Raw genomic sequence first — 19622 nt, 5'->3', positions numbered from 1 at the left:
CAGACTGGCACAGTTATGGAACAACTCCCACAGCAGCTCATCAACGGTATCTGGCAAGGGGCTGCCCTGGCACTGTTTGCCATGGGCTACACCCTGGTCTTTGGGGTGCTCGATATCGTCAACCTGGCACACGGCGCCAACTACATGTGGGGCGCGTTCATCGCGTTCTTGTGTGTCACGCAGTTGGGCTGGCCGCTGTGGGTTTCTATTCCGCTAGCCATGATCGGCGCGGGCCTGCTGGCGATTCTGCTCGATCGCCTCGCGTTCAAACCGCTACGCAGCTTGACGATGGGCGGCCTGGTGCTCTGGGCCGGCTTCATCCTTTTACTGCTCGGCATCATCGGCGCCTGGCCCGCGCCCTGGGGGATGATCCTGCGCGGCGCCGGCGCCGCGCTGGCGCTGGCCGGCATCGTGCTTGACTACCGCGCGATCCGGCCGCTGCGCCAGGCGCCGGTGCCGCGCCTGGCGCCGATGATTTCCTCGATCGGCGCGTCCATCATCTTCATCAGCGTGGCGCAGGGCGTTTTTGGTGCGCAGGTCTCCCGCTTTCCCCCTGAGATTTTCCCCACCGCCCCCCTGTCCCTCTTCGGGCGCGCGGTCATTGCGCCGATTCAGGTTCTGGTTCTTGTCCTTGCCCTCAGCCTGATGCTCACCCTGCGCCTGCTCATCGAACGCACATCCCTGGGGCGCGCCATTCGCGCCATCGCCTGGAATGAACGCACGGCCCGCCTGCTCGGCATCAACGTAGACTGGGTGGTGGCGCAGACATTTTTCCTCTCTGGTGCGCTGGCCGGCGCGGCCGGCGTACTGCTGGGCCTGGCCTTCAACCGCCTGGAGCCAACCATGGGCAACGAGGTGGAACTGGCCGGGCTGACCGTCATCATCGTGGGCGGCATGGGCAGCATCGGCGGCGCGGCCGTGGCGGCCTTTCTGGTGGGCATGATTCGTGTCTTGAGTGTGGCCTACCTTGACAGCAGCTTCCGCGATGCCTTCGTCTTTGCCCTGCTCATCTTGGTCCTGCTCGTGCGTCCCAGCGGCATCCTCGGCCGCAGCAGCAGCGTACGCGCCTGATGAGGAGTTGAGACATGCCTGCGTTCATCAGCAACCACATCTCCCTCGTCAACTTCACCCTCATCAACATCGCCCTGGGGCTGAGCATCTACCTGACCCTTGCAACCGGCCTGCTCTCCCTGTCCAATGCCGGCTTCATGGCGATCGGCGCCTACACGGCCGCCATCGTCGCCACGCAAACGAGGCTGCCGCTGGGCGCCGGGCTGGCCCTGGCCATGCTCATCGGCGTGCTGCTGGCCGTACCCTTCGGCTTGATCATCCTGCGCCTGCGCGACATCTACCTGGCGATTGCCACCCTGGGCTTTGGCGAGATCGTGCGCATTATCGCCCTCAATGGCGACAAACTGCTGCGCGCCTTCAGCGGCCAGCCCGACCTGACTATTTTCAACGGCGCCGAAGGCATCACCCTCACCTACCGCACGCCACAGATCATCCTCGGCCTGCCGCACACCACCTGGCCGATCCTGCTCTACGTCCTGGCCTGCATTTACCTGCTGGCCACCCTGCAGCATTCACGCTACGGCCGCTTGATGGCCGCCATCCGCCTGGATGAAGCAGCCGCGTCAACCCTCGGCATCCAGGTGGTGCGCTACAAGCTGCTCGTCTTCGTCCTCGGCGCGGCGTTGGCCGCCGGCGCCGGCGCCTTGAGCACCCCCATCGTACGCGTGATTGATCCGCGCAACTATGTCTTCGGCCGCGCCGTGGACATTCTGGCCTACGCGGTGCTCGGCGGCATGACCCACTGGGCCGGCCCGATCCTGGGCGCCATTCTACTGTCAACCCTGCCGGAGACCCTGCGTTTTTTGCGGGCGCAGCGCGAAGTGATCAACGGCTTGGTCATCATGCTGGCCATCATCTATTTGCCGCGCGGGCTGGCCGATCCACACTTTTGGCGCCGCCTGCGCTTCTGGTCACGCGTGCCCGCCGCGGCGCAGGAGTGAGGGGCCATGCCTGATCGCACCCAGACGCTGCTGCGCGTCGCCGATGTCAGCCGCCAGTTTGGTGGCCTGACCGCGCTCGATCATGTCTCCTTCGATGTCATGGCCGGCGCCATTTGTGGTTTGATTGGGCCGAATGGAGCCGGCAAGACCACGCTCATCAACATCATCAGCGGGCTGACTCCGGTCAACAGCGGGCGCATCACCTTCGACGGCGCGGTGATCAGCGGCCTGCCTGCGCATGACATTGCCCGTTGTGGCATCGGCCGCACCTTTCAGAACATCCGCCTGTTTGGCGACCTGTCGGTGCTGGAGAATGTCATGGTCGGCCACCACCTGCGCCAGCCGGGCGCCATCATCGAGACGCTGCTGCGTCTGCCGCGCAGCCGGCGCGCGGAGCAGGCGACGCAGGCCGCCGCCCTGGGCCTCCTGCGCCGGTTGCGCGTGGAGCACCTGGCGGCGGCCGCGGCCGGGGCGCTCTCCTATGGTGATCAGCGCCGCGTGGAAATGGCGCGCGCCCTGGCGCTGGAGCCACGGCTGCTGCTGCTCGATGAACCGGCGGCCGGCATGATCGCCGCGGAAACTGAGCAACTGGCGCATCTCCTGCTGGAACTGCGCGCGGCCGGCCTGACCCTGTTGGTCATCGAACATCACATGGATTTGATCATGAGCATCTGCGATCAGGTGGTGGTGCTCAACTTTGGCCGCACCATCGCCGCCGGGACGCCGGACCAGGTGCGTCATGACCCCCGCGTCATCGAGGCCTATTTGGGCAATGAAGGCAATGAAGGCCAATGAAGGCCAATGAAGGCCAATGAAGGCAATAAAGAGACCAAGGCGTAGCGAGATCATGCTCACGGTGACGAATCTGCAGACAGCCTACGGTGCGATTGCCGCGCTGAAGGGCATCACATTCACGGTGGCACAGGGCAGCGTGGTCGCGCTGGTGGGCGCCAATGGCGCGGGCAAATCCACCACCCTGAACACGATCAGCGGGCTGTTGGCCCCGCGCGAGGGCCGCATCACGTTCGACGCGCAGGATATTACAGGCTGGCGCGCGGATCGGGTGGCTGCCCTGGGCCTGGTGCAGGTGCCCGAAGGCCGCCAAATCCTGGCGCCGCTGAGCGTGGAAGAAAATCTGCTGTTGGGCGCCAACCGGCGGCGTGACCGCGCCCACATTCACGCCGACCTGGAGGCGACCTTTCAGCGCTTTCCGCGGCTGCGTGAGCGGCGGCGCCAGGAGGCCGGTTCGCTCTCCGGCGGCGAACAGCAAATGTTAGCCATCGGCCGCGCGTTGATGGCGCGGCCACGCCTGGTGATGATGGATGAACCGTCGCTGGGGCTGGCGCCGCTGCTGGTGCAGGAGATTTTCCGCATCATCGCCGATTTGAAAGCGCAAGGCGCAACCATTCTCCTGGTGGAACAGAACGCGCGCAAGGCTCTGCAGATCGCCGACTACGCCTATGTCCTGGAGAGCGGGCACATCGTGCAGCAAGGGCCGGCCGCCCAGTTACGCGCAGACCCAGCCATTGTAGAGGCCTATCTCGGCAAAAGCCGCGCGCCAATGCCCACTTCCTGATGAGGGGCATCTGCCGCGAGGGGCGATGCCGATTTTAACGCCGGGGCGCCGGGGCGCCAAGAAAAAGCCCTTGCGTCTCTGCACCTTTGCGCCCTTGCGTTAGAGTCCGCTTGCCCAACGCTCCTTGCGCGACCGCAGCGTTCAGCGTTCCTCGTTCAGCATTTCTCCGATATGACCGACATCATTCATGCGCACGAGGCGCGGCGCCGGTTCGAACACCACCTCGCTGATACCGCAGTTGTCCATCTGGTACCCAGGCCAGCGATTGCCCTGGTTTTCCAGGAGCAGGGCCAGCACGGTGGCCAGGGCGCCGCCGTGACTGAAGATGGCGACGGTCTGGCCTGGGTGGCGGCTGAGGATGGCGCGCACGGCGCGCACGAGGCGCAAGCCGAACTGCATGGCCGACTCACCGCCGGGCGGAGCAAAATGCGGGTCGCTTGCCGTGCGCACCCACATCTGTTTCTCGTCGCGCAGTTCCTCCAAGGTCAAGCCGTCCCACTCGCCCAAGCGATACTCAGACAAGTCGGGGTCAACCTGCACCGGCAGTTCGCCGAGCGCCGTAGCCAGGGCGGCGGCCGTCTGCCGGGCGCGGGTCAGCGAACTGCTGTAGATGACCTGGATAGGCCGGTTTTCGCTCAGCAGGCGGGCGGCCAGGGCTTGGGCTTGCGCCTGCCCGGTGGCGTTGAGCGGCCTGTCGGTGGCGCCTTCCAACTGGCCGTTGACGTTGGCGTCGGTCTCGCCATGACGGATGAAAAGGAGCGTTGTTGGGACGATTGAATTCATGGATTGATTATGTTTCCCCTGTCTCATCTTATTCTATCACGAAAAGGCGCCACGGCGCAACCTGTTCCTGTCCGATTCGCATCATATAAAAATAAGAGTTGACTTTAAGAAAAATAGGATTAAAGTGGTGGGAGCGGTCTTCGAGACCAGCGTCTACACGGAACTGCTCAAACGCTACGGCAGCCAGCAGGTAGGTTACTGGCGGACCACCGACAAGCGCGAGGTTGACTTTATCGTGCGCCAGCCAGGAGTCACCCTACTGATCGAGACCAAGCTCACTTTTCCGCATGGGACACCTCCCCTGCTGAAGGCTGCTGGCGCCGCCGTCGGTGATGCTGTGGCTGAGGTGGAGGATTATCGAGTCGTGGGGCTGTACGGGCGCCCCGCCGAGGATCGGATGATCTACCCCTGGCAGTTGTACTTCTGATATACTGCAAGCGGGCACGAATTGCGCCTTTTTCCTTAGGCGGAAAAGCGAAGTCTATTCCCGCTTGCAGTATAGCATTCAGTTGCATTACCTTGGATCGTCTGAACCATGCTCACGAAGGCAAAGGGGCCAATTCGTGAAAATTCGTGGCAGAGATCATCCTGTTCGATCCCGGCTTGGCCGGGTTAGGTTATGATGGAACTGCCGCCCATCATAACCGCCCGGTTGGGCGACCGATTGATTTGCGACATTCTGATCTGAGGAGGACAAGCCATGAATGGGTTGCACATGAGATTGACTATCGCACTGGGGGCGCTGCTGTTGGCCGGTCTGCTGGTTGTGTTAGCCAGTTGCGGGCCCGGGTGGCCGCCAAGTGTCACGCCAGAGCCGCTGACTGAGGTCGCGCAGCCGCAAGCGATGCCAAGCAGCACAGCGGGACCTATCGTATCACTATTCCAGTCTCCTATCCAGACGCCGACGCCTATCCCCACGCCGTGGATCGAGCCGCCCCCACCGACCCGGCGACCGACGCCCACCATTCCGCCTGTGCCCACGCGGCTGCCCACGCCGGTGGTGACCCGCATCCCTACCGCGGTGCCGCCCATCATTCCGCTGCCACCGGGAGAGCCGGAACCATACACCATCGTCTATCGAGAGGGCAGTGTGGTGCGAGCCGTGGACAGCGACGGCCGCAACGACCGGGTGGTGATAGACATTCCTGCCCAATTATCGCGCTTTCTGGTTGACCGCAGCTTCCTGGTGGGCACCTGGGCCAGTCCTGCGCCCGATGGCAGCCGACTGGCGCTGGTGGCAAGCGATTTCGAGAACCTCGATACGTTACCGAGGGGGAAACAGGTTGAATTCGCCATCTATCTCCTCGATCCGGCGACCAGGGACCTGCGATTGCTGGTGGAAGACGGCGTCAAGCCGGTGTGGTCACCGGATGGTGCTCGCATTGCCTATCGCAGCACCCGAACCCAGGGGTTGTGGGTGGTAGATGTGGCCACAGGGGACACTCAAGAACTGTTCGCTGTAGGCTATCCCGAAACCGAGCATCAGGCCGATTGGTTCACATGGTCACCCGATGCGCAGAGAATCGCCGTGGTGAAGAACTGGGGCGGTGTCGCCAATGTAGGGGGTATTTGGATCGTCAATGTGGGCAATGGCGGCGAGTCTCGTCAAGTAGTTTCAATGGAGATGAACGCCTTGGGTCTCGAGTGGTCTCCTACTGGTAAGGACGTTTTGTTCCGATCAAGGAAAGGTGAACGACTAACTCCCGGACGACCGCTTAGCATTTGGATTGTCGAAGCAGACACCGGAGTACAGCGGCAGTTGACTCGAAACATGAGCGCTGGCGGCGGCGCACCAGTCTGGTCGCCGGATGGCAATTGGATTGCTTTTGCAGGAACGAATCTATTGGAAGGCGAACCCTATCAATATGACCTTTGGCTGATTAGCAATGATGGGAATGCACTCGCACGCCTGAATAATGACCCTGCTACTGACCTGAACCCAGTCTGGACACCGGATGGGCAGCGGATAGTATTCTACAGGGAAGGCGACGGGATTTGGGATGTGACCCTCAGAGACGGTTCACTCAGGCAAGCCTGGGATCACGATGTCGTATCGTTTCTTCTCTTGCGATAGATTTCGACTCATCGGCGCACAATCAGAACCTGTGTGGAAGTCACTGACAATGCAAGGCTCTCATTCAAGAGGTGATTCTTATGATCAAGCATTCTCACCCACGACATTACGTCATCTATGGCTTGCTTATTCTTGCTGTTACTGCGGCTCTTATGGTCATAACCGTATATGCTGCCTATTCTATCCGAAGGCCCATCACTGATAACGGTGGCATCGTCAATCAAGTCTACTTGTATGGAGAAGAATCTGGTGGCCAAGTTCATAGAGGTGTAGACTTCCGGCATGGAACAGGTACCAATGTTCGGTCTACCGATGATGGAAGAGTAATGGCCGTTAACGAGGATGTGCGTGACAATCAAAACACAGAGGGTGCATTTGGCAACTACGTGATGATACGGCATGCTCGAATGCACTACGATCGTGCAGTGGGTCAAATGGCCTATGTGTACTCAATCTACGCGCATCTGAAGTATAACAGCATAAGCGTCAATGTTGATGATACTGTCAGTGCCGGACAGGTAATTGCCCAGTCCAATAGCACGGGTAATAGCACCCTTTCTCATCTTCACCTGCAGGTCAATCTTTCCACGGATCTCAACCGTACTGACCCAGAGGATTGGGAGTGGTCGCAAAACACCTCGCGCAATCCTGAGCTGTGGTTGGAAGCGTTCAATAATAGCGGTGTTCAGACGACCAGCGCGATAGGCAAACTCACCGATGTCAACGGTAATCCTGTTGGCGGCAAGCTGATCTGGGGAATGGAGAAGCCCCTGGCAGCGGAAGGGGACCCGGCGCACAATTTCCTGACAGCACAGACCTATGCCTACGCCTGGGCCAATGCGGACGACCTGCTTGTGGAGAATTTTGGCACTACGGATGTTCAACCGGGTACCTACCATCTCTATGCGCGCTATCCCAACGGCGCCCTGTATGAAGACCTGGGCAACCACACCTTTGTGGCGGGTCGAACCACCTTCATCGGACTGTATCCCGCTTATCTGCCGGACGTTCTATCCAACTACTACGGCTGGAACTCGACCATCCTGGTGCGCAACAACAGCCAGGTGAAGGTAGCCCAGGTCAACACCAGCTTGCTCGCCGACGATGAGTACGGGGTAGACCGACAGAATACCGACTTCATTGCGCTCAACGGCACCAGGGAGGTGCGCTTCTCCAACTATTGCTTCTATTGTCGGGGCTCCAGCCTGGCGGTGAGCAGCCAGGACCAGGCCGTGATCGTGGAGAATCGCTATAGCGGCGGCGATTATGGGGATGGCAGCGCGGCGGTTGCGTACAGTGCTTTCGACGCGGGTAGCGCCGCGATGTACCTACCCTATGCCGTCTACTACCCGGATGCGGTCACCGGCGGCGTGCCTTTCGTCCAGTATTCCCGCTTCACGGTGCAAAACGCCACCACCGCAGCCGCCAGCCTGCAGCTCACGTACATCAACCGCGGCGGTGTGACCGACTTCACGCGCACCGACACCCTGCTGGCGAACGGCCTTCGCGCAAGCCAACAGGTGTATTGGCCTGTCTAGCAGGCGCCAACTGGGCAACGGTCAGCAACTGCTGGCCGATAGCTATCTCAGCAGTCTTCAGGTCGTAAGCCGCTTGTAGATTGAGCCAGTATTGCGGCGATTGGTCCAGTGCGCGACCGAAAAGCAGTGCAAGTTCCGCCGTCACCGGGCGTGTGCGATTGACGACAGACGACACGCGCATAGGCGATACGCCAATGGCGCGCGCAAACTGTGCCTGTGAAATGCCAAGTTCATGCAGTATCTCAAGCAGAAACTCGCCGGGGTGAATGGGCGGCAAACCACTACTGATCATAACAACCTCTTCTCAGTGATAATCAACGATTTCGACGTCAATAGCGTCGCCATTCTCGAAACGAAAACAGACCCGCCACTGGTCATTGATGCGGATGCTCCACTGTCCGCTGCGGTCATGCCTCAGTGCCTCTAAGCGGTTCGACGGTGGTAGGTGTAGATCCTCGATGCGCGTGGATGCATTCAGTTGTGTGAGCCGCATCGCTGCACGAGCGCGAATCTCGGTTGGGAGACGGCGTGACCTGCCGGTGGTGTAGAAGTATTCCGTTTCGTCATCAGCGAATGATTGAATCACAAGATATATCATAAACGAAATGTTTATGAGTGTCAAGCAACGGCCGCGTCACATCGAGCCTTGACATGGCGCCAAACTGCTCCAAAACTCGTTGATTTTTTCCCCTAAAAACACCCATTTGTAGCCAGTTTGTAGCCACCTCCGTGCTATACTTTAGGGTGTGATGGAACTGCCGCCCATCATAACCGCCCGGTTGGGCGACCGATTGATTTGCGACACTCTGACCTGAGGAGGACAAGCCATGAATGGGTTGCACATGAGATTGACTATCGCACTGGGGGCGCTGCTGTTGGCCGGTCTGCTGGTTGTGTTAGCCAGTTGCGGGCCCGGGTGGCCGCCAAGTGTCACGCCAGAGCCGCTGACTGAGGTCGCGCAGCCGCAGGCGATGCCAAGCAGCACAACGGGACCTATCGTATCACTATTCCAGTCTCCTATCCAGACACCGACGCCTGTCCCCACGCTGTGGATCGAGCCGCCCCCACCGACCCGGCGACCGACGCCCACCATTCCGCCTGTGCCCACGCGGCTGCCCACGCCGGTGGTGACCCGCATCCCCACCGCGGTACCGCCCATCATTCCGCTGCCACCGGGACAGACCGCATCGTATACGATTGCTTTTCGTACCGGTAATCTTATTCGCGCTATCCGCAATGATGGTACGAGCGAGCGCGTGCTAATAGATGTTCACGCCCAAGTGCCACTCTTTTTAGCCAGCCAAGATATGGGTGTTGACACATGGGCCAATCCGTCACCAGATGGAACTCAACTTGCCTTAGTATTGAGCAACGTAGAAAGTCGGACATCCTTAAGTAAAGGTGAAGCACCCGAATATAGCATCTATCTATTCGATCTTCGAATGGGGATCTTGCGGCAGCTGGTGCAGGGTGGAATCGAACCGGTTTGGTCTCCTGGCGGCGCGCGCATCGCCTATCACAGTACTCGGACTCAGGGCTTGTGGATTGTGGATGTGGCGACCGGGGATCGAGGCGAGATTTATCCGGTTGATCGAGAAAATGAACATAAAGCCGTCAATTTCGCTTGGGCGCCCGGTGGACAGCGTTTGGTCTTGGTGGACAGTGTTTTTCGGCGGTCTGCCACGATGGTGGTCGTTGAGGCAGACGGTGGAGGATCTGTTCCTGTGCTGGTGTCACCACAGGCACCGGAACTGTACTTTCCACAATGGTCGCCTAATGGCGATAAGATTCTGTATGTCTCTCTGTTAGGCGAGAGATCAGGTCCTGATTATCCTTACAACTTGTGGATTATGAACCCTGATGGATCCAGACAAACCCAACTCACGCGAGACATTGACGTGACCGCGGGGATTCCCCGTTGGTCTCCTGATGGAAATTGGATTGTATTTACCGGAATTCGATATTATGAAGAGCCCCAACCCCTTACCGACCTGTGGCTTATCGATAGGACAGGAACCGAGCTGAAACATCTAACCTCGAATTTTACGAGCGCCAGCAACGAATGGCTGGCGACCTGGTCTCCAGATGGCACCCAACTGATCTATGTTACTGATTTAAGGAGGGTGTGGACTCTCTCGCTGAGCATTGGAGTGCAAACCGGGCTTTCAGCAACGCCTGATTTCATCGTTCTTTCTTCGTTAGACTATTAGGAGGCAAGAGCAATGACAAACACACTCGTAGAAAAGCAGTTCAGAATAAGTGTACTTATCGCTGCATTCCTGGTGTTACTGATGGCAGCGCTTATTGGTGACATTTACGCAGCATACCAAATTCGACGCCCGATCACTGACAATGGTGGAAAGATCAACCAGTATTATTTGTATGCTGAGGAGTCCGGTGGAAGCACGCATAAAGGCATCGACTTTCCCTACCCAAACGGCACCAGCGTATACGCTGTCGCAGACGGTACGGTTGTCCAACTGCGTGAAGATAGACCGGATGGAGACAGAAGCACCGCTTGGGGCAATTTTGCGCTCGTGCGTCACAATCAGCGACACTATGATCGTACATCGCAACAGATGGCTTACGTCTACTCCGTGTATCTTCATCTCAAACAATGGAGTGTACCAGTACAGGTGGGCAACGTCGTATACGCTGGCCAAACCAAGATCGGTGAAGTGGACGACACCGGTAGTTACTCGCAGGGAAATCACCTACACCAGCAGATTGTTGTTCATCCTGAGTCAGACAGACAGCTGGAGCCTAACACACTCGACTCAGAGGCCCGGTCGCGGAACCCTGAACTCTGGCTTGAATCATTCAATAACGGCGGGACCCAAACAGCGAACGCAGTAGGCAAAGTGACCGATGCCAATGGAAACCCAGTCGGCGGATTGCGAATTCATGGCATACAAAAACCTGCCAATGCCACTTGGGGGAGCTATGGTTGGTCACAGACCTATGCCTACACCTGGGCCAATGCGGACGACTTGGTGGTGGAGAATTTTGGTACCACCGACGTGCAGCCGGGGACCTACCACCTCTATGCTCGCTATCCTAACGACACCCTCTATGAAGACCTGGGCAACCACACCTTCGTCGCGGGCCGGACCACCTTCATTGGTCTGTATCCCGCCTATCTGCCGGACATCCTATCCAACTACTACGGCTGGAACTCGACCATCCTGGTGCGCAACAACAGCCAGGCCAAGGTAGCCCAAGTCAACACCAGCTTGCTCGCTGACGACTGGGTACACCGGCAGAATACCGACTTCATTGCGCTCAACAGCACCAGGGAGGTGCGTTTCTCCAACTATTGCGCCTTTTGTCGCGGCTCAACCCTGGCGGTGGCCAGCCAGGACCAGGCCGTGATCGTGGAGAATCGCTATAGCGGCGGCGATTATGGGGATGGCAACGCGGCAGTCGCCTACAGCGCTTTCGACGCGGGTAGCGCTGCGATGTACCTGCCTTACGCCGTCTACTACCCGGATCCGGTCACCCACGGCGTGCCTTTCGTCCAGTATTCCCGCTTCATGGTGCAAAACACGACCACCGCGGCCGCCAGCCTGGAGCTCACGTACATCAACCGCGGCGGCGTGACCGACTTCACGCGCTCCGACACCCTGGTAGCGAACGGCTTTCGCAATTACGACTTGCGTGATCCAGGCGGTGCAGTGCCGGATCTGAGGCAGACGGACTACTACAATACTCAATGCGGAACGTTGGCCGGCTGCAACTGGACCGGAGCAGTCAAGGTTACCTCGACCAACGGCCAGCTCATCACTTCTGTGCTGACCAACTACTGGCGCTGGTATGTGGCGGCTTACAACGGCGTCAGCGGTGGCGCACGGCCGGTCTTTGCACCTTCCATAGAGCGGCGTTGCACCGACTGCAATCCCAACGCAGGAAGCTGGCAGGGCTTCTCGATCACCATCGTGCAAAACCTGGGCAGCAGCAATGCCAACGTGACCCTGCGCTATCGCAACGCCACAACCGGCAACGAGGACCTGACCATCTCCGGTCAAACCATCACACCGAATGCGGCCAAAGGCTTCAACACCAAGACGGGTGGCAATGTCGAGGCCAGCGTCTACAATGTCCTGGGCGGAGCGTGGGCTGGCGCAGTCATGGTCGAGTCCAGTCAGCCGCTGGCGGTGGCGCAGATCACCATTCGGCCGGACAACAACGTGGCTGGCGCCTATACCGGCGTTCACAGCGGGTTGGCGAGCACGAACACCTACCTGCCGGGTGTCTACCAGAAGAACACCGCCTACACTTCTTGCCCGTCCAGTGAAAACCAGTGGGATCAGTACTCCATCTTGCGCATCCAGAATCCAACTACCAGCAATGCCACTGACGTGGACATCTATTACTACGACCAGAACGGCACGCTGACGTTCCAGGAGTCGAACTTGACGATCGTCGCGGGCAGATCGCTCAGCCGCAATACCCGCAACCATTGTGCTACGATTTCTTTGGGCGGCAACTGGACAGGTTCGGTACGGATTCAGTCTAACCAACCACTGGTAGCCGTGGCGGAGACGCTCAAGAGTGGACAGTGGCTGGCCAGCTACAACAGCATCAACCGGTAGATGGCCTGCGCTTTTCCGGTCAGTCGCTCATGCTCCTGCGGGGGCGATTTCGCAGAAAACGCCAGGGGCGCCAGTTGCCAACTTGCGTCACAATCTAACTTGGGATTTTCGATTCAATGCGCCGATGAAAACCTCGAACGGCGCCAGCGTCAGATGGCGCAGGGCCTGCGGGCCGGCCGGGCGCTCGTGGCTGGAAAACAGGCATTGCACCTGTCCGGCCGCCAGATCGAAGGTCAGGTCTTGGGCCTGGTCCGCCATGTTGAGCACCACCAGGCAACTTGCCTCCGTCTGGTCGAGCTGACGCAGGAAGGCGAGATAAGTGTCGGCCGATTCGTGCAGCGGGACGTAGGCGCCCGTTTGTAGCGCGGGGGTTTGCCGGCGCACGGCCAGCAGGCGGCGATAGAAGTTGAGCAGCGAAGCAGGGTCGTCAGCCTGCTCGGCCACGTTGACCACCTGGGCCGCGTTGGGGTTGACCGGCAGCCAGGGCTGCACGCTGGGCGGACAGAAGCCGGCCTGGGGCGCAGGCGTCCATTGCAGCGGCGTGCGACATTTGTCGCGCCCATGATGGGCCGCATGCGCCACGGCGACCTCCGCCGGCAAGCCGAACTCCGCGTGCGCCATCTGGTAGAGCTGCAGGCCGAGCAGGTCGCGGAACTGACTGACGTCGTCGAGCAGCAGGTCGGTCATGCCGATCTCCTCGCCGTTGTAGAGAAACGGGGTGCCTTGCAGGGTCAGCACCAGGGCAGCCGAGAGCCGCGCCAGCGCCGCGTCGTGTTTGCCGTTGCCAAAACGGGTGTAGACGCGGGACGAGTCATGGTTGCCCAGGGTGTTGCACGGCCAACCGCCGGCGGGCAGTGCGGTCAGGCGAGCGGCCTGATTGGCGCGTACCCAGGCTGGCGTCAGGCGCTCGGTTTGCATGAGCGGAAAATTGAAAACCAGGTGCAACTCGTTGTGGCCGTTGCCCATGTAGGCGATGTCGTCCGTTTCGCCCACGAGCATGGCGCCGGGATAGGCGTCAATCATCGTGCGCAGATCGGACATCAGCGCATGGACGCCCGGCTGATCCACCTGGTGCTGGTACATCAGGCGCCATTGCTCGACGACCTGCTGGCGCTGCTCGTCGCTGGAGGCCAGGGCCATCAGCGCGAACAGATCACGCTGACTCATCTGCGTGGTATGATCGGTCAGCGCAGGGTCTTCGAAGAGGGTGTTGATGGCATCCAGGCGGAAGCCGTCCACGCCCAGGTCGAGCCAGAAACGCGCGGCCGCGAACATCGCCTGCCTGACAGCCGGATGGCGCCAGTTGAGGTCGGGCTGCTGCTTGAGGAAGTAATGGTAGTAGTAGAGGCCCAGCTCTGGCACAAATTCCCAGGCCGAACCGCCAAAGGCTGAGTTCCAGTTATTGGGCGGCCCGCCGTCGCGGCCGGGATGCCAGACGTACCAATCGTGATGCGGCTGCTGACGGCCGCGGCGGGCGTCCTGGAACCAGGGGTGCTGATCGGAGGTGTGGTTGAGCACCAGGTCGAGCACCACACGGATGTCACGCTGATGGGCGGCGTCGAGGAAGTGCGTGAAATCGTCGAGCGTGCCGTACTCTGGCGCCACGCCGGTGTAGTCAGCCACGTCATAGCCGCAATCCAGCAGGGGCGAGGGGTAATGCGGCGAAAGCCAGATCGCGCCGATGCCCAGGTCTTGCAGATAGTCGAGGCGACTGTTGATGCCGGCCAGGTCGCCGATGCCGTCGCCGTTACTATCGGCAAAGCTGCGCGGGTAGATTTGGTAGAAGACGGTCGTTTGCCACCAGGGTTGTGCGCCCGTTGGCGAGAGTTGAGAGTGGTTGGTCATTGGTCGCCTTTCAGCTTGTGGGCAGGCTCACGGTCTCTCCGGCGGTGTAACGCTCCTTGCGACTGGCGTCCCACACCGTTACCCCGCCGCTGCCCGCGACCGTCAAGATGCTATCCATGCAGATCAGGGCGGTGTTGCAGTCAATGCCCACGAGCGTATGCCCGTTGCCCAGGACAAAGTGCAGGATGTTGGTCATGAGGTGCGATATCTCGTCGAAGTGCGGCAGGATGATGGCGTTGGGCAGATAGGCCAAGCCGGGCTGACAGACGGGCGGCGGTGGGAAGCGGGGAATGTGCTCGCCCCAGATCATGGCGCCGGCGCTGCAGCCGGCCACGACCCCGCCGGTGTCCAGGACGTACATGATGGCGTCGAAGACCGGGGTGCCCACGAGAACATCGTACAGGTAGGTGGCTCTGCCGCCGGACAGGTAGACGAAGTTGGCCTCGGCCACCTGGTCGGCCAGGCGGGTATCTTGGGCGCTGGCGCGATCAAATACGGGCAGTGACTGCACCTCTGCACCCAGGCGGGTGAAGTGGTTGATGCCCAAATCGGCCCAATAGCGCAGGCGCTCCTCGCTCTCCGCGCCGGCCGCCGTGGGTAGGCAGACCACACGCTGGGGCGCGGGCAAGCGGCTGAGCAAGAAGCGGTCTATCGCTTCGACGACTGGTAGATATTCGCCGGCGCCTAGCAGCGCCAGTGTACCATTGAAGGTTGGTGTCATGATACCTCGCTAATAATGAAAATGAATGGGCCATTATTCCAAAACCGAGCATGACCACGATCATGGTGAAGAACAGGATGGTGATGTTGCGATTCTTGCTGAGATTCTTCATGCGTTGGTCAGGCTGAGAGTGTCGTTGCGGCGCGGCGCCGCGCCAATTCCCGCAGCGTTTCTTCATGATTTTCTTTGGTGATGGGGAATTTGTACACCAGGTAGATGCCGGCCGCCAGGATGAAGGCGGGAATGGGGCCGATCATCAGACGAATGGCGAGCAGCGTGCTGTCCGGCTGCACGATGAGTGTGGTGGCGCCTTCGGGCGGCGTGATGTAACCGGTCCAGTTGAGCACCTGGCTGACCAGGAAGAGGCCGAGCGCCAGGCCGAGCTTCTGCAAGAGTACGAAGAAGCCGTAAAACGCGCCCTCACGCCGCTTGCCGGTTTCCAGTTCGTCCAGCTCGATCACGTCGGGCAGCATGGCCCAGGGCACCAGGTAGGCCGTGGCCACGCCAACGCCGGCCAGCGCGCCCAGCGCGATGATGACCCAACTGGGCCAGTCCGGCTGCACCAGGAAGAGGGCGAAGGCCACGACGATCCAGAAGATCATGCCGCGGTAGTAGACGCCTTTCTTGCCGGTGCGGCGGCTGACGGCCGTCCAGATGAAGAGCCAGATGAGCGCGCTGCCCTGCACCGCCAGAATCACCACCGGCACCAGGCCGGGCTGGCGCAGCCAGTAGGTCATGTAGTAGATGACGATGGTGGAGACTGTTTGCACCACCAGCCAGGAGAGCAGGTAGATGCCGGTAACATAACGAAAGGCGCGATTTCTGAAGGTGATCTTGAGGCCATCGAAGAACGGGATCTCCTCCTGTTCCGACTCCTGATGGCGTTCGTAGGTGCCCCAGAAGGCGAAGAAGAAGGGCAGGGTGGCGCAGATGGCCCAGACGCCGGCCGACACGGCATAGGCGCCCTGGATGCCCATGCTCGGCTGCACGGCGTTGACGATGAGGGGATGCAGGACCGCGGCAATCAGGCCGCTGCCGATGGAGAAGGCAAAGCGAAAGGAGTTCAGGCTGGTGCGCTCGTCGTAATCACGCGTCAGTTCGGGCGTCAGCGCGGTGTACGGCACGTTGACCACCGTGAAGGCGGTGTCCAGGAGCAGAGAGACGACCAGGTAGTACCAGAATTTGCCATTGTTGCTGACCTGCGGTACAAGAAAGAGCAGGAAAAAGGTCAGGCCGAAGGGAATGGCGCCGAACAGGAACCAGGGCCGGCGGCGGCCCCAGCGCGTCTTGATGCGGTCCGAAAGCACACCCACAATGGGATCATTGACAGAATCCCAGATTTTGGTGAGCAGCAGGATGACGCCGGCCACGGCGGGATTAAGGCGGGCCACGTCGGTCAGGAAAAAGAGCAGGAAAAAGGACATGATGGCGGTGGCGATGGCGGGGCCGACATCTCCCGCGCCGAACGCCAATTTGGTGACGAGAGGGACCTTTTCGGTTGCTTCAGCAGGCGGACGCACGATGAATTCCTCCAGCAGATGGAATCGGGCTTTGCAGCGCCGATGGGCGGTTGGGGGCAGACGATGGATTGGGGGAGTTTACTCCAAATTGACACACAAGGCAATTTGGGGCTTTACGCGGTGCTTGACGCACTGCGTCATGTATGTTACACTAAAATCAGTCAGCAAGAATAGATTTTCGACCGCCGGAAAGATGAGGAATGACCTATGACGACACCTGGAATGACTGTCCTGGAGGAAAGCACGCTTGCCGTCGCGTCAGGGGATGAATCGGCCGCGATACAGGCGCCGACTGTCTCGGTTGGCGATCTGGCCTTACCCGATGTCGTCGCGCTGCTGCACGGCGACGACAAGGACCGGCAAGCGCAGGCCGCGGCCAGGCTGGCCGACATTGGCCTGCACCGGCCGGCCACACTGGCGCCGGTGGTCCCGCAACTGCTGGCCGCGCTGACCGACTGGGACGACCTCGATGCGCATCGGGATGTCGTGCGCGCGCTGGAGGCGGTGGCCGACTGGAGCTTGAAACCTCTGCGCAGCGCGCCGGAGATGGCAGCGCTGCGCCGCGCCCTGTGGGATCAGCGCAGCGCTGCCGCCCGCGCCTTTGCCGCGCAGACCCTGGCGCGGCTGATGGCCGGCGATCAAGACCTGCTACAAGAAGCCTGGGAGGAGCTGGCGCAGGCCATCGGCCATCAGGCCAACACGCACCAGGTGGACGGCATGTTGGAGGGGATTCGCACCCTGGCGGGCAGTGCATCTGGTCGCCCGTGGCAGGCGCAGATACGGGCGTTGGCAGAGCCGTTCAGCACCCATTGGAAACCCCAAGTGCAGACGATGGCGCGTCACATTCTGGATGACCTTGAACACAACAGCGCGCTGCCGCCCTATCTGCGTGCGCTGAAAGTTCAAAGGCCGCACCAGCCGCCGCCGCCGGCCTTGCCTGAGACAGAAGCACCCGCCCCAGGCGCCCAGTATGTTTCCTTACGCGACCTGTGCCAGTTGCCGTTGCCTGAGCAGATCAAGGCCTTTCGCCCTTTGATTCCCAACCTGCTGCTGACCACCTGTGAGATTGACGAACAGTCACTGCGCGACCGGCATGGCGACTTCGCCCTGCGCCTGGCCACCAACGCCAACAGCGCCATGGTCGAACTGACGATCTGGCGCCAGCGCGGGGATCAAGACCCGGCGCTGCTCCTGCACTTTGGCGAGACCAGCAACGGCCAGTTGCAAATCTACCTGGTGGTGGTCAACAACCTGGACGCAGAGCGGTTCGACATTGATTACGACAGCGCAGGACATCCCACGCTGTTGGGGTTAGTGGCGCGCAATCTGGCTGCAGAAGAGGCCGCTCTGCGCGCCGGCCTGACGCCCGGGCAGGTGCGCGCCGGGCTGGGGCTGGTCAGCCGCCGCCTGCTGCCGCGCGTCGAACGGTTGGCGGCCGCGTGGGGCAAGCAGTACATCTTTGCCCAGCCGCTGGCCTATCACAACGCCATCCTGCTGGAGCGCTGGGGCTTTTTCTACCTGACCGGTCAGCGATTCATGGAAGACCTCGATCGGCGCTTTCGCGACGGCGACCTGGCCGGCCGCCTGGATGGCAGCACTTTCCGGCCGCTGGACGCCGGCCGCACCGTGCGCGGGCGCAGTTGGGCGATTCATGACGGCATTTTGGGCGAACCGTGGCCCGAGCTGCACATGGCCCGCCGTGTGGGCCGCCTCAGCCAGGTGTGTACGTTTGCCGACGCTGCCTTCTGACGCTCCCCCCGTAGGTCACGCCTCCGGCGTGACGGCGCTGTCCGCGGCGGAGCATGGTTTGCTGACGGGAAGATATTTCAACGCGAAGACGCGAGGGCGCAAAGGCTCTATCTGATTGCGAGTAAAGCAACATTAGTGTTGCTAAAGTTGACAACACCGGCGCATTATAGTAAAATGATGGCTGTTCCGAACAATCACGAAAGAAAACAGAACGAAGGAGAAATCACCGATGGCTCATACGCTTCCACCTTTACCCTATGCATACAACGCACTGGAACCATTCATTGATGAACTGACGATGCAGATTCACCACGACAAGCATCATCAGGCCTATGTCACCAACCTGAACAACGCGCTGGCCAATGCGCCCGAACTGGCCGAGAAACCGCTGGAGGCCCTGCTGGCTGAGATCGCCGGCGTGCCGGAGAGCATCCGCACGGCTGTGCGCAACAACGGCGGCGGGCATCACAATCACAAGCTATTTTGGGAGATCATGGCTCCCGGCGGCCGCGGGGAACCGACCGGCGCGCTGGCCGAGGCCATTGCCGGCACGTTCAACAGCTTTGCCGATTTCAAGACCAAGGTCACGCAGAACGGCGTTACCCGTTTTGGCAGCGGCTGGTCATGGCTAGTGGTGGACGGCAAGCACAAGCTCGCCGCCTATAGCACAGCCAACCAGGACAGCCCCCTGATGGACGGGCACACCCCGATCCTGGGCATTGACGTGTGGGAACATGCCTACTATCTGAAGTATCAGAACCGCCGGCCTGACTACCTGGCCGCGTGGTGGAACACCGTCAACTGGGACGAGGTCAGCAAGCGCTTCGCAGCCGCAATGGCCTGATAGTTCCATTTTTTTCGGCGCCGGGACGCCAAGACGCCGGGACGCAAAGGGTTTTCAAGTAACCCTTGCGTCTCCTGCGCCTCTGGCGTCTTTTGCGTTAACGGGATTTGCTCACACAGGGACGCCAAGACACAAAGGAGTATTCTCTGATTCCTTTGTGTTCTTCGTGTCTTTGTGTGAGATTTCTTTCTTGGTCACACAGGGACGCCAAGACACAAAGGAGTATTCCTTGGTTCCTTCGTGACTCCCTGTCGTCACCCGAATTTGCCTCTTGACAGATCGCCGCGCGCGTGGTATGCTGTGACCAGCCACAAGCCTGCCCCCCGCCTTCCGAGTCGCCTCCCGCCGTCGGAAGTCCCCGGCGAGAG

17 protein-coding genes are annotated in these 19622 nt (G+C 60.4%); 11 read left to right on the top strand and 6 right to left on the bottom strand.

Annotated features, from left to right (window positions below; translation table 11 throughout):
- Nucleotides 1–15: 15 nt before the first annotated feature.
- The 4 genes from IPF85_RS06790 to IPF85_RS06775 are packed head-to-tail and all read left to right on the top strand — an operon-like array spanning nt 16 to nt 3588.
- The gene (locus IPF85_RS06790; protein WP_343407319.1) at nt 16–1071 is read left to right on the top strand and encodes a branched-chain amino acid ABC transporter permease; all 1056 of its coding nucleotides are present in this window, start codon (nt 16–18) and stop codon (nt 1069–1071) included.
- A 14-nt stretch (nt 1072–1085) separates the two neighbouring features.
- Entirely contained in the window at nt 1086–2012 is a 927-nt protein-coding gene (locus IPF85_RS06785) for a branched-chain amino acid ABC transporter permease (RefSeq protein ID WP_343407318.1), read from the top strand.
- A 6-nt stretch (nt 2013–2018) separates the two neighbouring features.
- Nucleotides 2019–2807 (top strand): ABC transporter ATP-binding protein, encoded by a 789-nt coding sequence (locus IPF85_RS06780; protein ID WP_343407317.1) that lies wholly within the window; start codon nt 2019–2021, stop codon nt 2805–2807.
- A 52-nt stretch (nt 2808–2859) separates the two neighbouring features.
- Nucleotides 2860–3588: an ABC transporter ATP-binding protein gene (locus IPF85_RS06775; protein WP_343407316.1), complete on the top strand. Its 729-nt coding sequence runs from the start codon at nt 2860–2862 to the stop codon at nt 3586–3588.
- 141 nt (nt 3589–3729) lie between these two features.
- Here the strand turns inward: IPF85_RS06775 and IPF85_RS06770 are convergent, their stop codons facing one another.
- On the bottom strand, nt 3730–4371 hold the full coding sequence (locus IPF85_RS06770; RefSeq protein ID WP_343407315.1) for a histidine phosphatase family protein: 642 nt from the start codon (nt 4369–4371) through the stop codon (nt 3730–3732).
- Nucleotides 4372–4498: 127 nt separating this feature from the next.
- Between IPF85_RS06770 and IPF85_RS06765 the strand changes: the two genes are divergently transcribed.
- The 3 genes from IPF85_RS06765 (at nt 4499) to IPF85_RS06755 (ending at nt 7983) form a co-directional block, all read left to right on the top strand.
- Nucleotides 4499–4798 (top strand): DUF4143 domain-containing protein, encoded by a 300-nt coding sequence (locus IPF85_RS06765; protein ID WP_343407314.1) that lies wholly within the window; start codon nt 4499–4501, stop codon nt 4796–4798.
- A 273-nt stretch (nt 4799–5071) separates the two neighbouring features.
- Nucleotides 5072–6445 (top strand): hypothetical protein, encoded by a 1374-nt coding sequence (locus tag IPF85_RS06760; protein WP_343407313.1) that lies wholly within the window; start codon nt 5072–5074, stop codon nt 6443–6445.
- Nucleotides 6446–6525: 80 nt separating this feature from the next.
- Nucleotides 6526–7983 (top strand): M23 family metallopeptidase, encoded by a 1458-nt coding sequence (locus IPF85_RS06755; protein ID WP_343407312.1) that lies wholly within the window; start codon nt 6526–6528, stop codon nt 7981–7983.
- On the opposite strand, the gene IPF85_RS06750 is transcribed toward IPF85_RS06755, so the two are convergent.
- Nucleotides 7916–8275: a HigA family addiction module antitoxin gene (locus tag IPF85_RS06750; protein WP_343407311.1), complete on the bottom strand. Its 360-nt coding sequence runs from the start codon at nt 8273–8275 to the stop codon at nt 7916–7918. The two genes, IPF85_RS06755 and IPF85_RS06750, sit on opposite strands and share 68 nt — an antisense overlap.
- Before the next feature lie 12 nt (nt 8276–8287).
- On the bottom strand, nt 8288–8569 hold the full coding sequence (locus tag IPF85_RS06745; protein WP_343407310.1) for a type II toxin-antitoxin system RelE/ParE family toxin: 282 nt from the start codon (nt 8567–8569) through the stop codon (nt 8288–8290).
- Nucleotides 8570–8810: 241 nt separating this feature from the next.
- Here IPF85_RS06745 and IPF85_RS06740 point away from each other — a divergent pair, with 241 nt between their 5' ends.
- Complete coding sequence (locus IPF85_RS06740) at nt 8811–10193, top strand: hypothetical protein (RefSeq protein ID WP_343407309.1); 1383 nt, start codon at nt 8811–8813, stop codon at nt 10191–10193.
- 684 nt (nt 10194–10877) lie between these two features.
- The gene (locus tag IPF85_RS06735; protein WP_343407308.1) at nt 10878–12575 is read left to right on the top strand and encodes a hypothetical protein; all 1698 of its coding nucleotides are present in this window, start codon (nt 10878–10880) and stop codon (nt 12573–12575) included.
- Nucleotides 12576–12662: 87 nt separating this feature from the next.
- Here the strand turns inward: IPF85_RS06735 and IPF85_RS06730 are convergent, their stop codons facing one another.
- The 3 genes from IPF85_RS06730 to IPF85_RS06720 all read right to left on the bottom strand — a co-directional run bounded on the left by IPF85_RS06730 (nt 12663) and on the right by IPF85_RS06720 (nt 16661).
- On the bottom strand, nt 12663–14420 hold the full coding sequence (locus IPF85_RS06730; RefSeq protein WP_343407307.1) for an alpha-glucosidase: 1758 nt from the start codon (nt 14418–14420) through the stop codon (nt 12663–12665).
- Nucleotides 14421–14430: 10 nt separating this feature from the next.
- Complete coding sequence (locus IPF85_RS06725) at nt 14431–15141, bottom strand: Type 1 glutamine amidotransferase-like domain-containing protein (RefSeq protein WP_343407306.1); 711 nt, start codon at nt 15139–15141, stop codon at nt 14431–14433.
- 119 nt (nt 15142–15260) lie between these two features.
- Nucleotides 15261–16661, bottom strand: a complete 1401-nt coding sequence (locus IPF85_RS06720) for an MFS transporter (protein ID WP_343407305.1) — start codon at nt 16659–16661, stop codon at nt 15261–15263.
- Nucleotides 16662–16868: 207 nt separating this feature from the next.
- Here IPF85_RS06720 and IPF85_RS06715 point away from each other — a divergent pair, with 207 nt between their 5' ends.
- Entirely contained in the window at nt 16869–18410 is a 1542-nt protein-coding gene (locus IPF85_RS06715) for a hypothetical protein (RefSeq protein ID WP_343407304.1), read from the top strand.
- A 229-nt stretch (nt 18411–18639) separates the two neighbouring features.
- Nucleotides 18640–19254, top strand: coding sequence for a superoxide dismutase (locus IPF85_RS06710; RefSeq protein ID WP_343407303.1), 615 nt, complete (start codon nt 18640–18642; stop codon nt 19252–19254).
- The last annotated feature ends 368 nt before the right edge of the window (nt 19255–19622 follow it).

The sequence above is a fragment of the Candidatus Amarolinea dominans genome, assembly GCF_016704685.1.
Taxonomy (GTDB): domain Bacteria; phylum Chloroflexota; class Anaerolineae; order SSC4; family Amarolineaceae; genus Amarolinea; species Amarolinea dominans.
This window is presented reverse-complemented; position numbering and strand designations above follow the sequence as displayed.